This is a genomic window from Haloarchaeobius pelagicus, assembly GCF_051207375.1.
Lineage (GTDB): Archaea > Halobacteriota > Halobacteria > Halobacteriales > Natrialbaceae > Haloarchaeobius.
On record NZ_JBPJZD010000001.1, the window covers coordinates 294,319 to 308,413 of the forward strand.

7 protein-coding genes are annotated in these 14,095 nt (G+C 55.2%); 1 reads left to right on the top strand and 6 read right to left on the bottom strand.

Annotated features, from left to right (window positions below):
* Nucleotides 1-367: 367 nt before the first annotated feature.
* From ACSC1S_RS01645 to ACSC1S_RS01655, 3 genes are all read right to left on the bottom strand, one after another.
* On the bottom strand, nt 368-1,120 hold the full coding sequence (locus ACSC1S_RS01645) for a hypothetical protein (protein WP_435362880.1): 753 nt from the start codon (nt 1,118-1,120) through the stop codon (nt 368-370).
* Between the two features lie 336 nt (nt 1,121-1,456).
* Complete coding sequence (locus tag ACSC1S_RS01650; RefSeq protein ID WP_435320213.1) at nt 1,457-1,936, bottom strand: Imm49 family immunity protein; 480 nt, start codon at nt 1,934-1,936, stop codon at nt 1,457-1,459.
* A 143-nt stretch (nt 1,937-2,079) separates the two neighbouring features.
* Nucleotides 2,080-5,103, bottom strand: a complete 3,024-nt coding sequence (locus tag ACSC1S_RS01655; protein WP_435362881.1) for a hypothetical protein — start codon at nt 5,101-5,103, stop codon at nt 2,080-2,082.
* A 100-nt stretch (nt 5,104-5,203) separates the two neighbouring features.
* Here ACSC1S_RS01655 and ACSC1S_RS01660 point away from each other — a divergent pair, with 100 nt between their 5' ends.
* Nucleotides 5,204-5,620: a hypothetical protein gene (locus ACSC1S_RS01660; RefSeq protein ID WP_435362882.1), complete on the top strand. Its 417-nt coding sequence runs from the start codon at nt 5,204-5,206 to the stop codon at nt 5,618-5,620.
* A 94-nt stretch (nt 5,621-5,714) separates the two neighbouring features.
* Here the strand turns inward: ACSC1S_RS01660 and ACSC1S_RS01665 are convergent, their stop codons facing one another.
* From ACSC1S_RS01665 to ACSC1S_RS01675, 3 genes are all read right to left on the bottom strand, one after another.
* On the bottom strand, nt 5,715-11,528 hold the full coding sequence (locus ACSC1S_RS01665) for a hypothetical protein (RefSeq protein ID WP_435362883.1): 5,814 nt from the start codon (nt 11,526-11,528) through the stop codon (nt 5,715-5,717).
* A 519-nt stretch (nt 11,529-12,047) separates the two neighbouring features.
* The gene (locus ACSC1S_RS01670) at nt 12,048-13,130 is read right to left on the bottom strand and encodes a sugar ABC transporter permease (protein WP_435362884.1); all 1,083 of its coding nucleotides are present in this window, start codon (nt 13,128-13,130) and stop codon (nt 12,048-12,050) included.
* Nucleotides 13,127-14,092: a carbohydrate ABC transporter permease gene (locus tag ACSC1S_RS01675; protein ID WP_435317071.1), complete on the bottom strand. Its 966-nt coding sequence runs from the start codon at nt 14,090-14,092 to the stop codon at nt 13,127-13,129. Before ACSC1S_RS01675 ends, ACSC1S_RS01670 begins: the two co-directional genes overlap by 4 nt.
* Nucleotides 14,093-14,095 lie beyond the last annotated feature (3 nt).

Sequence of the window (14,095 nt, forward strand, 5' to 3'; positions counted from 1 at the left end):
CGGGTGAGGGGGACTGCGAGTTCGTAGGCGCCGGCGATGCTGTCACCGTCGGAGTCAGTGCCACTGGGGTCGGTTCCGAGTTCGAATTCTTGCTCGTCGAAGAGGGTGTCGTCGTCGGAGTCGCGGTCGTACGGGTCGCTCCTGACGGTCGGGTTCGAGACGAACTGGCCCGCGTCTATCGAGTCGCTTTCAGAACGTCCTCGTCACGAGTGTCTCGAGAGCAAATCACGAGTTTCTACTAATAGTATCCTGGGAACGCCGGGTACAGCCTGTCAGAAGTCGGTGGCTCGGGGAAAGTCCTCGTCACAAGGGGCTCGGAGGGGGCAAGACGGTTTCTGCTAGTAGATTCGGCGAGCATTCTCATCGTTTAATTCGGAATGAGCGTATCATCGACATATTTTGGCGTCGGAAGTTCAAAATCGTCACCGATATCGTACTCATCTAGTCCCTTCGGAATATACTCGCTGTCCAGTTCTGAGGCTAATATCCCCATTCCATGATTTCTCGCAATTAGTAAGTGGGCAGCTGCTATGTGGCTGAATTCAGCTACCCATGGCCAACTATCCCCGAACATCTCTTCATGGCTGTCTACCATTCTTTTAAGCGTACTACGGGTTGACTGTTCATCATTATCAAGCAGCGACTTTTGTACCTGAGTTAGTAATTTCCCAATCTCATCATTATCCTCTGCAGAGTACATCGACATATATTCTCGGCTGAGCTCGTCTTCACCACGGTACAACGTACTGAGAGTACAGGCGCGCCAATAGGCTCCATTTGACTCTCCTTCACTACCATCATTTGTTTCGAAATATCGACTTATCGAACAGATGTCGGTCGACATAGCACTAATAAGCGTACTGTGTCCAGAAATCACGGTGATGTACATCCCCCACTCGAGATAGCTGCCAGCATTGAGTCTGTACTCTTTCTCTAACCTGTCCCAATCTCCAATCAATCTTCTTTGCAGCGCACGAACGTACAGTCCAGCAGTGGCAAACTCTTCACGGGCGCGCTGGCTCTCTCCCAGCAACATGGAGCAATTCGCAATTTGCCACCAATCGGTGTGTAGTCCCCGATATACGTGGATGGTCTGGTTTACTTCCTCCGTATTTTTCATAGCCCAGTGCTTATTATCGAGATCGTCAATGATTCGTTGACGAATTGACCTGAGCTCCGAGTCTGAATTAGTCCTCATCATCGATACCTCCAGCTTTGAAGTGATATACCCTGTCGAAGATATCTTCCACGTAGTAACCCCGAGAGTTCCTGTTCGAGACCGTTTTTCCGTTACGACTATTCGAGGTGTAGAAATACGCTCTATCGTAGTCTTTGATTGCGATCTTCTTATCTATGGCTTCTTGAATGGAGTCTGAATCTGTGCTCTGTAATATTTTATCGGCGGAGTCGATTATAGCGCTGCAACTTTTTCCTGTCCCACATTTATTGGTCTTATCTATAGCACTATGTTATAGAAATTATCTGGAATTCCATCACTTTCTATTCGGATGTGGAGGCCTCGTCTATACGACAATGCAACATACGCACATACCTCTATACTAAACTGGTTATCTATCATATGACCCCCATCTGTTCGGTTTCGTAGCTCATCGTGATAGTCCAGTAGGTCCTGAATTGCGTCCTCTATCTCGTCTGAGTCTGAGTTCCATATCGATTCTAGAATTTGGCTGATAATCGAATACTTCCTCATCTTATCTCCCTGTGGAAGGCGTTCGACGTTGCGTTGTAATTCATCAAGATATCCGCGACCAATCTCCGTTGGTTGAACAACCTCTGACAGTGTAAGTAATAGGGGAATGTCTTCCGGATTCTTATCTACGACTTCCTTATATACGTCTCCAGAAAATGTAGATTGAATCTCCTCAGAAAAATCTTCGATAAGGGCGTCATCACCAGATAGGAGTGCGCAGAACATCCCATTTCTCAGCTCTTGAAGGCTGTAGCCTTCAAGGAAACTAGCTGCGTCACCCTTTTTTTCAAGCCGATATGAGAACAGGTCCAATTGCCCCTCTGCGGCAGCTTTCAGCCGTTCGACTCCCTTCTCAAGTTCACCTAACTCTATATATGCGAGACCAACTCTCTGTGAGAATATACGTCGAGCCCTGTATCCCTCGGTTTGGCTCCCATAGCCATGAATCTGGATTGACTTCTGTACCTTTTCATTTTCATGTTCGATGAAGTCCCGCAGTGTTTGCTCGTCCAACATTGATTGATTCCTTGAGACGATATCTGGTTCCTCGATATTTGAACATTGGCCTTTTTATTCCCTCCAATTGAAAATACTTGGCCGAATTTGAGAACTTCCACAGTATCAATTTGCACTACGTCTGGTATAACTCGCTCAGAAGATCTTCTCATTACATCGGAAGCCATCGTCCCCGAGGTCGGAGCATCCTGCATGGCCACTACTTCTTTTTGAACGTTCTGGAACTGTACCTCAATGTCACTTGCTGAAGGGTCATAATCGATATATCCTTTAGAGTCTAAATCTGCCAGCAATTTCGCTTTTTGTGGATTCGTCTGGGCTTCCAGTGCCATCTCGTTGAACTTTGATTGAATCCATGCATCACTCATCTGTTCTCCCGCATCGGTACCACCAAGGTGGTATTCAGATGGAGTGACTCTCCCGTTACTGTTGACTGCTTTCGCTTCGATTATGACTAGATTCCCGTCTTTATCCACTGCTAGTCCATCGAAACCATGGTCAGAGCCGCTGAATTCACCCTCGTCAAAGTGTTCTTTGAACCGCCTGTTAAAGGACATATCGTACCCCTTCTTGTTCTCAAGAATCACTGGAACAACAGCGTCCTCAAATATCTTTCCGCGGATCGAGGAATCACTCCCAGAGTCTATGTTATTCACCCTCTGAATCAAGGTCTTCACATCGCCCTGTCTGGAGAGATCGAGGCCGTCTGCGAGATTTTCCATGCCCTCTGCTTCGAGGACCTTTTTCACTCGGTCTGGTTTCCTGGCAACGGCATCAACAAACGCCTGTTCGCCTTCGTCGAAATATCTTGCATACATATCGATAGAATCGCCATCCAGTCCCGTTTTTTCTGCCCTAAATGTGGTCGAGTCGGAATCGAGGCTAATATCGTTGAGTTCATCATACTGGTCTTTATCTCCTGATTTGAAGTCCTTCATATGATACCGTCCCTTCGCGACGTTCTCCATGAACCGCTCCTGTTGTTCGTCTTCCATTTGTTTCACTGCACTCACGAACCTCCCGTCAGGGAACTCGCCATCGGTCTGTTTGTATAACTGAAGGACACGTGCTTCGAACGCGTCACTAACGTCAACCTGAACACCACTATCAATACCACAGGGTGACCCTCCAAGGTTTGACTGGACGCCATATCCTCGATAGAGAACAATCGAATTGCGTCGGCAGACTTTCGATATTTCGAAGAAATCCTTCGATTTCTCTGGCCCAAGGTCGTTAATGAACTCAACACCGTCCTCACCGTGTTTCGAAAGGAGTCGGCTAAGGTCGCCAGAGTAATCACCAAGCGCATCTCTCGCTTGGGGATCGACCTTCCTGAGGTGGCGTGATACTCGCCACTGCTGACCAACTGTTCTTGTCCTTCGGATTACCTTACTTGCGATATCACTTCTTCCTAGAACCTCATCAGTAGCCTTGCCGATACGATACCCGGTCTTTGCCGCAGGCCCAGTGAGGTACTTCGCTTTCGCACCTGCCTTGGCCTTCTGAGCTTTCCGGTAGTAGCTCAGCGCCTTCGCGACTTTCGGCTCCGAGGCGGCTTTCTGGACTGTCTTCAGCTTCTTGAACTTCGTCGCCGCACCACTCCCACGGGCAGCAGACAGCGCGACTTCGAACGTGGCGACACCCGCGTAGTAGCCCTTCTCGAAGGCTTTGTAGTTCGATTCGTGTTTGACCTGCTGGGCCTGCGGGTCGTAGTAGGGGTTGGTGACCCGCATCTCCTGCTGGTACTGCTGGACCATCGCGCCCGGCAGCTTGTCGGCGTTCTCGACGAGCGCGACGTACTGTTTGTAGTCCGCCGCCTGCTCGACGTACCCGACCGGATCCATCATCGCTTTCCGGATGGTCTCACCCATCCCACCGGCGCTCTTTGAGACACCAGAGACGTAGCCGAGCCCAGCGGCTTCCTCTGGACTCAGGTCGTTCAGGACTTCGAGTTCCTCACCGGCCTGGATGTAGAAGTTCGAACTGGAGAACCCAGTCACCGTCTTCTGATTGCCGTGGTCGTCGGCGACGGTCAGTCGGAGCTTGTTCGTCTGGAGGCCGGTCAACAGTGCCTTGTCGAGACCGACGACGACGACTTCGGAGATGAGCGGTTCCTCGAGGTCGGAGTAGACGAGCGATTCGACTCGCTTCTTGCCATCGAGTTTGACGGTGTAGTTACGCTCCCCACTGGGGTCGTTCACTCGCGCTTCGATGAAGTACTGGCCTTCGACACCGACATTGCCGTCCAGGATATCGCTGTGGATGACGTTATTGTAGTTCGAGCGCACCACCCGAATCTCCGGCGGGGTGATGTCGAACATCGTGGGGTCCTCGTTGACTTCGAGTTCCCGAGCGTCAGGGATGCTGTCACCGTCGGAGTCAGTGCCACTTGGGTCGGTGCCGAGCTCGAATTCTTGCTCGTCGGAGAGGGTGTCGTCGTCGGAGTCGCGGTCGTACGGGTCGCTCCTGACGGTCGGGTTCGAGACGAACTGGCCCGCGTTCGTGTCAGGGTCGGCCGTCGCTGACTGGAACGATTGCGCGTCCGAGTGGGTCGCGATGAGGTCGACCTCCCAGCCGTCGACTTCCATCTCGTCGCCGATGGTGTCACCGTCGGTGTCGGGGTCGGCCGGGTTCGAGTGAAGCTCCTCGATCCAGAGGAACGAGCTGTACTCGGTTTCGACCTCTTCGAGCGAGATCTCTTCGTCATCGCGAAGACCGTCACCGTCAGTGTCCGCACTGTAAGGGTCGAGCCGGACCTGTGAGGCGTCGCCTTTGGGCAGAAGCCAGTGACGTCGTTCGTAAGAGTCCGGGATGGTGTCGCCGTCGGCGTCACCGAACGCCCGGATGTGGCTCATCTCGACCGTGGCGTTGTTCACCGTGGTGACGTTGACGGTAATCTCCTCGCCAACTCAGGAGGTTAACTAGACAGTGCCGGTTTTTCAATACCTATTTTACTGTGGTAAGATTAAGCACTTTATGAAAGGCCGGAGAAGGTTTGTTATTACATTAATTACGGGAGGTATGGTTGGAACGGGAGGTTGTCTATCTAGACAAAGTTCACTAAACCAGACAAATTCGACCAAAACCACTACGGATTGTGAGGAGCCGATCGAGCCAAGCCCACTTCCCGTCTTCGAATCTCAGTGTGTACCAGATACTAATAAAATGAAAGTCGTTCATACAGGTGGCGATCCAGTTAACACATCCGAGATTTACCTCCAGATAAAAGAGAAAAAATCAGAGGTGCCAACTAAACTGAAGAGCTTGAAGAAGGGGGACTCATTTGAGATGTTGAAGCAGCCTAATGAAGAGGCAAAAGTAATTTGGAAGGGGCCATGCGGAAGGGACTGGATTATTTCAAGCTTTCAGCTTTACTGTCATATTGAAGACTAGAAGCTGCAGCGTCGTTATTGACCATCACAGAGTCCACAATATTTCATGGGTTAGTTTTTATCTTTGAGAAAAGTTTGGTGTTAATACTTCCTGATTAAGAGAAGGCTACATAACCAGGACCTACCCAAATAATATCCCGGTCATCAGGGTCTATTTGTCTTGTTTCATCTAACCGTGCGACAAATGCCCCTATCCCTTCTGTCGAAGCCCTCTTGACAAGGCCTTGTTTACTTGTTGGGATTGGGGATAAAATTCCTTTGTGCACTCTCCAGAAGAATTCTTCAAACCCTTGCTCGTAAGTGCCTCCTTTGATTACTACTTTTCGGCCAGCTAGATATGATGAAGAAATAAGCATACCATTTGAGTAAATACTTTCTGAATCATCTACAAATCTTTGAGTAGACCCAACAAGTGGGTTTCCGCGACCAGCATAGTAAGCGACTTGCGAAACGGAATCAACAGTAGCACCACCTCGTTCAGTGAGAAGGAACGGCGTACCTCTGAGTCCTCGGAGCTCGTATTCCAAACCCATGGCTGAAGTGACAACATTGAATGAGCCACCATACCCAATTTTTGGATCAACAGTCAAGTGCCACTGGAACTTGGTTCCTTCTCCTGGACGCACTGTCCGGTCCTTAGATGGAATTACCTCTCTCGAAGTATGGTCATATGAAATTCCACTCACGACGCCCTTTACATCCTGATTTGTTTTATCAAAGTAACGTCTTGCTGCATCATTCACATGGAAGTATATCATGACAGTTGCATTAACATTGTACTTCTGTCCTCTGAGTGCCTTAGTTTTCCCGCTTGCAATAACAAAATCGTCAAGCGGAGTTTCTGGGAGTTTTCTAGAGTTGAAAACCGTTGTATGATCAATATCTTTGAGAAGAGCAGGCTTACCTTCATACGAATATGAGAGGATTTTTGCACCAGTCCATATTTTTTCGACAACTTGTGGATCACTTCCATACTGAACTTCAACCCCATCATCAACACCACCGTTATCAGTATTCGCAAGGCTTGGGTTGGATAGTGCCTGTACCACTCGCCGTTCTTGCAAAACCCCTCTATGTGGTTCATTTAGCCGGTACGCCCAATCTACAGTAATCTCTCTACCGTCTTCGAGCCCATCTCCATCCGTATCACTATTGTAATCTGAAAGGCCCTCAATCGTCTGGCCCTCAAGCCCTGGGAAGAGGTGGTCCTGTTCTTCCCAATAGCCGTACAGCCCATCGCCATCGCGATCTTCAGCCAATCTCGGATTGTATATACTGACTCTCAGTGACCGTGGCTTTGCAATTTCTACCGTGATGTGTTCCCCACCGAATTCGGAGACATCAACTGAAAGCGTCCCCGTTGAACCAGTACTCGGGGGCGCAATTTCACGTATTTTGGTGTCAGAGTCCTCGTTTGATGTGATGATCACTCTGGGTCTGTAATAGCCGTCAACCGAGTCGAAGTCGAAACTGTACTGGAAGTCGAACGCAGCCGTCTCAGCGTACTCTGAGACGTAGTACGTCATCACCGAACCATCCGTAACCGGCTCATCAGCATCACAGAGAGCTCCCTTCCCGTCGGAGTCTTTGTCCTCGTGGTCGCCGCTCGGGTTCTCCTCGGCCGGGATGAGTCGGCAGAGGTCGTCGATGTCCGGATACTTGTCGTTGTCGTCGTTCGTATCCTCGTTATTCGGTACCCCGTCGCCGTCGGTATCCGTCTCACTACCACCGCCGCCACCGCCGCCACCGCCACCGCCGCCACCGCCTCCACCGTCTTCCTCTTCTTCGCTATCAGGGACTCCGTCGTTGTCGCTGTCATAGGGATACTCATCACACGCGTCCCCGAGCCCATCGTTATCAGAGTTCTTCTGGTCTTCGTTCGTTTTGTCAGGACAGTTGTCGCTTGCAGGTGGCCAAGTATCGTTATCACGAGCACCACCAAGTCCTAGAATTGAGATTCCACTCGAGCCTCCGTTCAATGAAGATTCAGTAGTGGACTCCTCCTTCGTTTGTGACTGCACCGTGGAAGTCCCCGATTCCGACCCTTCCAGAATCAACACGCCATCCTCGATGTTACACGAACTCGAACACTCCAACTCGTGCTCGGTGAAGTTCGATGCAGGTGCCTCGACCGTCGTCTCTTCGATCCACCGCGTCTCGTTGAAGACAGTGAAGTAGGTCAGCTCGTCGGTCGTCGCCGAGAGTGTCCCATTCTCAGTGTCGAGCGTCGACTTTGCTTTCGTCCAGATGCCTTTCTCGAAGTCGTACTCGTACACAGAGAGGTCCTTTGGGTTGTCCTGCGTACTCTGGTTGTACTGCAGCGTCACCGTCGCATTCTCGACAGCATCGCTTTCGGTGACCTGAACAACGGGAGCCTTCCGGGCGTCGGTCTGGTTGTGGTACGTCGGCTTCGATTCGATTCCCACCTCATCAGCTAGATACCCTTGCCCAGTAACGCTGATAGTCGTCCCAGTTTCGTTGTCTGCAACTTCAGATACGTACGTTTCATTTCCGTCGGGGATACCGTCACCGTCCGAATCAGCACTCAAAGGATCAGTACCAAGTTTGAACTCCTCGAAGTCAGTGACACCGTCTTCGTCCGTGTCTGGGTTCACTGCTGAAGTTACTCCAGCGGTTTCATTGGCATCGGACAACCGGTCACCGTCCGTGTCTGCACTAATGGGCGAAGTCCCGTTTGCTTTCTCCTGCAGTGTGGTCAGCGTATCATTGTCTGAATCCTCGAGTTCGTCTCCGATACCATCGTCGTCAGAATCAGCGTCGTATCCATGGTAGGCAGACCAGTTTGCTTCGTAGAGGTCCGGGAGGGTATCGCCGTCAGTATCGCTGTCAAATGAACTCGTGTTGTAATACCATTCGAGATATGCAGGGAGCCCGTCATCGTCGAAGTCTTCAAGTCCGTCAATGACGGTGTCCCCCCTTTCGTTGGTATCAGTCCTCGCTGAGGAACTATCGTTCACCAGTGGGTCAGTCTTCGTCGTCTGCAGCTCATAGCCGTCTCGGAGACCATCCCTGTCCGTGTCCACTGAAAGCGGGTCTGTCCCGTTCTGTTGCTCTTCCAGATTCGTCAGGCCATCACCGTCGAGGTCTTCCTCAGCGTCTGTGAGGTTGTTCGCAGACTCGTTCAGGTCGGTTGCCGTCGAATTCGAGTTCACCGCAAGCGGCGACGTCTTCGTCTGGTTCACCTCGAACGCGTCAGTGAGGCCGTCGTCGTCGGTGTCTGGGTCGACCGGGCTCGTTCCGACCTGTTGCTCGGCGAGGTTCCGAAGCGTGTCTCCGTCGTGGTCCTCGTAGGTGTCGTTCAGCCCGTCACCATCGGAATCCACCGCCAGTGGCGACGTGAGATTGTAGTTCACCTCGAAGCCGTCCAGCAGCTGGTCGTCGTCGGTGTCCGGGTCGAACGGTTTCGTCCCCAGCTCAGCCTCGATAGCTGTAACAAGGGCGTCCTTGTCGAAGTCCTCACTGCCGTCGATGACCGCGTTCCCGCTCTCGTCAGGCACGGTCCGGTTGGAGTCGGAGTCCGGCACCAGCGGGTCCGTCTCGGTCGTATTGACTTCGTAGCCGTCGGTGAGGTTGTCGGCGTCGGTGTCGGCGACGAACGGGTGCGTGCCGTAGAACTGCTCGTCCAGATGAATCAGTCCATCAGCGTCTGTGTCCTCGACGCTGTCGTTCTCGCCGTCAGAATCCGTGTCCGAAGCCAGCGGGTCGATGCGGTCGTCGTACTCGATCTCGAAGGCGTCGGTCAGGCGGTCGTCGTCGGTGTCCGGGTCGAACGGGTCCGTCCCGACGGTCGCCTCCAGCGCGTTGACGACGCTGTCGGTGTCGAAGTCCTCCTGGCCGTCGTCGGTCCCGTCGTTGGCCTCGTCGACGTCGGTCAGCGGCGTGTCACTGTCCGAATCGATGGGGCTGGTCTCCGTGGTGTAGTACTCGTAGTCGTCGGTCAGGTTGTCGCCGTCCGTATCTGCGTCGACCGGACTCGTGCCGAGTTCCTGTTCGAGGAGGTTCCGGAGCGTGTCGTTGTCGTGGTCCTCCTTGGCGTCGCCGACGCCGTCGCCGTCGGTGTCTGCGACGGTTCCATCGATGGGGTCGTAGGCGACTTCGAACGGGTCGAGCAGCTTGTCGTCGTCGGTGTCCTCGTCGAACGGGTCGGTGCCGTGCTTGGCCTCGACGTGGTTCGCGAGGGTGTCGTTCTCGAAGTCCTCGTTCCCGTCGATGACGCCGTTGTCCGAGAAGTTCTGGCCGACGAGGGGCGTGTCACTGTCCTCGTCGAGCGGTGCGGTCTCCGTGATGTCGACCTCGTAGCCGTCTTCGAGCAGGTCGTCGTCGGTGTCGACGTCGAGGAGGTCGGTGCCGTGGGTCTGCTCGCGCACGTTGATGAGCGCGTCACCGTCGAGGTCTTCCTCGGCGTCACTGACGCCGTCATCGTCGGTGTCGGGGTCGTGGGGGCTGATGCCGTCGGTCTCGAATTCGAGGCCGTCGAGCAGGCGGTCGTCGTCGGTGTCCGGGTCGAGGGGGTCGAGGTCGTGTTCGCGTTCGGTGACCGAGACCAGGCCGTCCTGGTCGAAGTCCTCCAGGCCGTCGAGGGTACCGTTTCCGGCCTCGTCGCGGTCGGTGGCCGTCGAGTCACTGTCGGGGTTCAGCGGGTCGGTCTTCGTGGAATCACGTTCGTAGTAGTCCGGCAGGCCGTCGCCGTCGAGTTTGAGCACTTCGAAGCCGACCTGGGGCGCGTCGCCGACCGGAGTATACGTGACTGTCTCCGGTTCGGTGTCTTCGTCCTCGGTGCCGCTGGACTGGGCCGAGTTCTTGCCCTTGTTCTTGCCGTTCTCCTTCCCCTTCGACTTCTTCTTGTCCTTGCCGTTGCCCTTCTTACCCTGGTTTCCGCCGTCGGACTCCTCGTCTTCTGCGGAGCGGGCGGCGGCGTAGGTCCCGTCGACCTGTTTGTCGGCGACGGAGACGTTGATGGTGTTGACTGCTTCCGAGAGCGTAATCGTGAACTGGAAGGTGCCGTTCGCGGCTGGCGCGGTCGAGGTGTTGAGGGGGACCGTGGTCTGCTGGTCGCCGTTGAGGGTGACGGTGACCTCCGAGAGTTGGTAGGCCCGCGGGTCCGAGACCGTCCCGACGACGACCTTCTCCATCGAGCCGTTGTGGTAGGGGTCTTCGCGGGTGAGGATGGTGACCTCGGGCGTGCTGCCAGCGTCGAGTTCGTCGAGTGCGCGCTGGGCGTGCACCCACGCATCACCGAAGGCGCGGATGGCGCGTTCGCGGTACTTCTGGCGCTGTTTGAACGCGCCCTTCGCGGAGTTCGCCTGCGGTTCCTTCTGGAGTTTGGCGACCCCCTGCTCGTAATCCTGCTGGGCTGCGTCGAGCTGTGCCTGGGCAGCGTCGAGGCTGGCTTGCGATGCGCCACGAGCACTCACGCGGTCGAGTGCGCGCTGGGCGTCTTCGATGGCGATGTCGGCTGTCTGCTGGTCGGCCTTCGCGAGGTGCGTCGTAATTTCGTCGACGGTCCCGCGCTGTCCCTTCTTGTGGAACTTCGCGAGGTCGTGGACGATTGCGGCGTCCTGTGAGAAGATAGCGCGAGTAGAGAGTCGGACCGGGTCGCGATAGGAGGAGAGCGAGGAATCGATAGTAGAGATGGCGTCAGACTTCCGGCGGTCCTGTGCCGGGTTCTTGCTGGAGAGCGATCGAAGAGAAGAGCGCGCGAGTTGTTTTCGAACCTTCGCTGGTGTGCCACCTGTGTCGGTGGTCGCGAGTGTGTTCGAATCGAGCTGGTCCGGTCCCTGTGAGAACTGGGACCCGTCGAGCGTGGAACCGGGGCTGGCGGGCTGTGCCGATACCACGGGCGCGAATGTTGCAGTAACGATGAGGAGGGATAAGATTACGGCGTTCAATCCCTTGAAATTGTTTATGTTGCTGAGACTGTCTTTTCCAACGTAATTTAATACTTTTGGCCAGTTTCGAGCGTGAAATTGTATAGCACAGGCCGCTACAGCCAAAATTCTTAAATCAGAACTGGTTATCTGTCATAGAAATCTGCAATATCTACCACTGGCCGTGATTTTGGACACCTCCCTCTGTTGGTTACGAACGATTCGTCTGTACGACTGGGAGCTTTCGCTCTAGAGTTACACCGAGTGACGGCTGGCAGCTTGCGGACAGTGGCTGGTGGTAGATCCAATTCTCGCCACGAGTGTCTCGAAGTCGAATCACGACGTTCTACGAATAGATTCCTGAGAACGCCGGGTACAGGCCTTGAAAGGTCGGTGGCTCGGGGAAAGTCCTCGTCACAAGGGGCTCGGAGGGGGTAACTGTCGTCACTGCCACCGACTAGCTGTCGGAGGTCGAGCGTCAAGAATCCACCTTTCTGGCCCTCTCGAAAAACCGCAGTAATCGAAAGAGAAGAGAACTGCCTAGCCTTCCACACCGCCGAACGACAGCCCGCCCTCGATGTACCGCTGTGCGAAGAGGTACACGAGGCCGAGGGGCGTCGCGAACAGCAGCGCGAACGAGGAGAACCGTGCCCACGGGATGGAGTACTCGCCGATGATGGAGTACAGGCCGACCGGGAGCGTGTAGTTCTCGGTCCCGAGCAGCGTCTGGGCGACGATGAACTCGGTCCAGCCGGTGAGGAAGGTGAAGATGAACACCGTCGCCAGACCGGCCTTCGAGAGTGGCAGGATGATCTCGGTGACGACGCGCCACGGGGGTGCGCCGTCGACGATGGCGGCTTCTTCGTAGGAGACGGGGATACCGTCCATGTACGTCTTGAGCAGCCAGGTGTTGAACGGCACGGCGGTGGCGGCGTAGTACACCGAGAGTGCCAGCTTGCTGTTGTTGACGCCGAGCTGGACGAAGACGGTGTAGAGCCCGATGAGCAGGGCGATACCGAGGCCGCCGCCCACCTGCGTCAGCAGGACGTAGCCGAACAGGATCTTGTTCCGGCCGATGAACTCGCGCCGGGAGAGCGCGTACGCGCCCGGCACGATGAGCGACATCGCGATGAGGACCGTCGGGATGGCGACGGTCATGCTGTTCACGAAGAACTGCTTGAAGCCGGATGGGTTCTCGATGCCGTAGGTGGAGGCGTCGAGGAACGTGACCGAGGGGGTGTTGACCACGATGGCGGCGTTGGTCAGCGGGATGTTGAAGCTGATGGCGTACGCCGGGAGGATGAGGTCGCCGATGACCCAGACGAAGTTCCGCATCGTGGGGTTCTTCGGGAAGAGGGAGAGGCCACCCGTGGAGTAGATGGACCCCCCGGAGCCCGACAGCGCCGAGATGAGGATCCAGTACAGCGGGAACAGCAGTGCGAGCACGACGATGATCGCGCCGATGGTGATGCCCGCCGTCTTGAGTGGCTTCGTCGCGGAGATCTTCCCCTCCCGGATGGCGTGGATGGTGTACCGGACCTCCCGAGCGAACTCGACCGGGACCATCGCGACGTTCTTGGTGTCCTCCTTGATGCTACGGCCGACGGAGCGAAGCAGGCTCATGCTTCGTTCACCCCGTCTGCGAGCCGTCCTTTCTTGACGTTCAGCCACATGAACACGCCGATGATGACGACGGCGATGAGGCTGATTGCGGCACCCTCACCGTACTGGGAGAACGAGAACGCCTCCTTGTACGCGTAGAGGATGATGAGTTCGTTGGCACGTGCGGGTCCACCCTCGTTGAACACGAAGGGGATGAGCAGCTGCTGGAACGACGCGGCCGCGGTCAGGATGGACGCGAACAGCACGGGTCGCTTGATGGATGGAAGCGTCACGTGCAGGAAGCGCGAGAAGTAGCCCGCGCCGTCGACCATCGCGGCCTCGTGGAGTTCGTCCGGGACGTTCTGGAGTGCGCTCACGGTGATGATGACCATGAACGGGTACGCGAGCCAGGCTTCGGTGACGTTGTACGCGAGGAACGCCATCCAGCGCTGACTCATCCACGCGATGGACTCGAAGCCGAGCATCGCGAGCACCTGGTTGGCGAGGCCGAACTCCGCGGAGCTGAAGATGCCGCGCCAGACGGTGATGGTGAAGATGGCCGGCAGCCCCATCGGGACGATGATGAGCGAGCGCATGAAGCGCTTGCCACGGACGCGCTCGCCGGTCACGACGAGGGCGATGCCGAGGCTCACGCAGATCTTCAGCGCGACGCTCGTGGCGACGAACAGCCAGGTGATGCCGAACGAGTTCCAGAACGCGGGGTCCGAGAGGACGGTGATGTAGTTCTCAAGCCCGACGAAGGTGGCTTCACCGAAGGTGAGCAGCGACAGTGCCCCTTCGCCGGCGAACAGGTTCGACGGCTTGGCGTTCGTAAAGGACACCCCGATCAGGTACATGATGGGGAACAGCATGAACGCCGAGAACATGAACAGTCCCGGCAGCACGAGGAGCAGAGAGGCGTCTCCCCGCTCCAGGAAGGGGATGTCTTCGACCCGCGATGCGATGCCAGATTCGGTACTCATGCG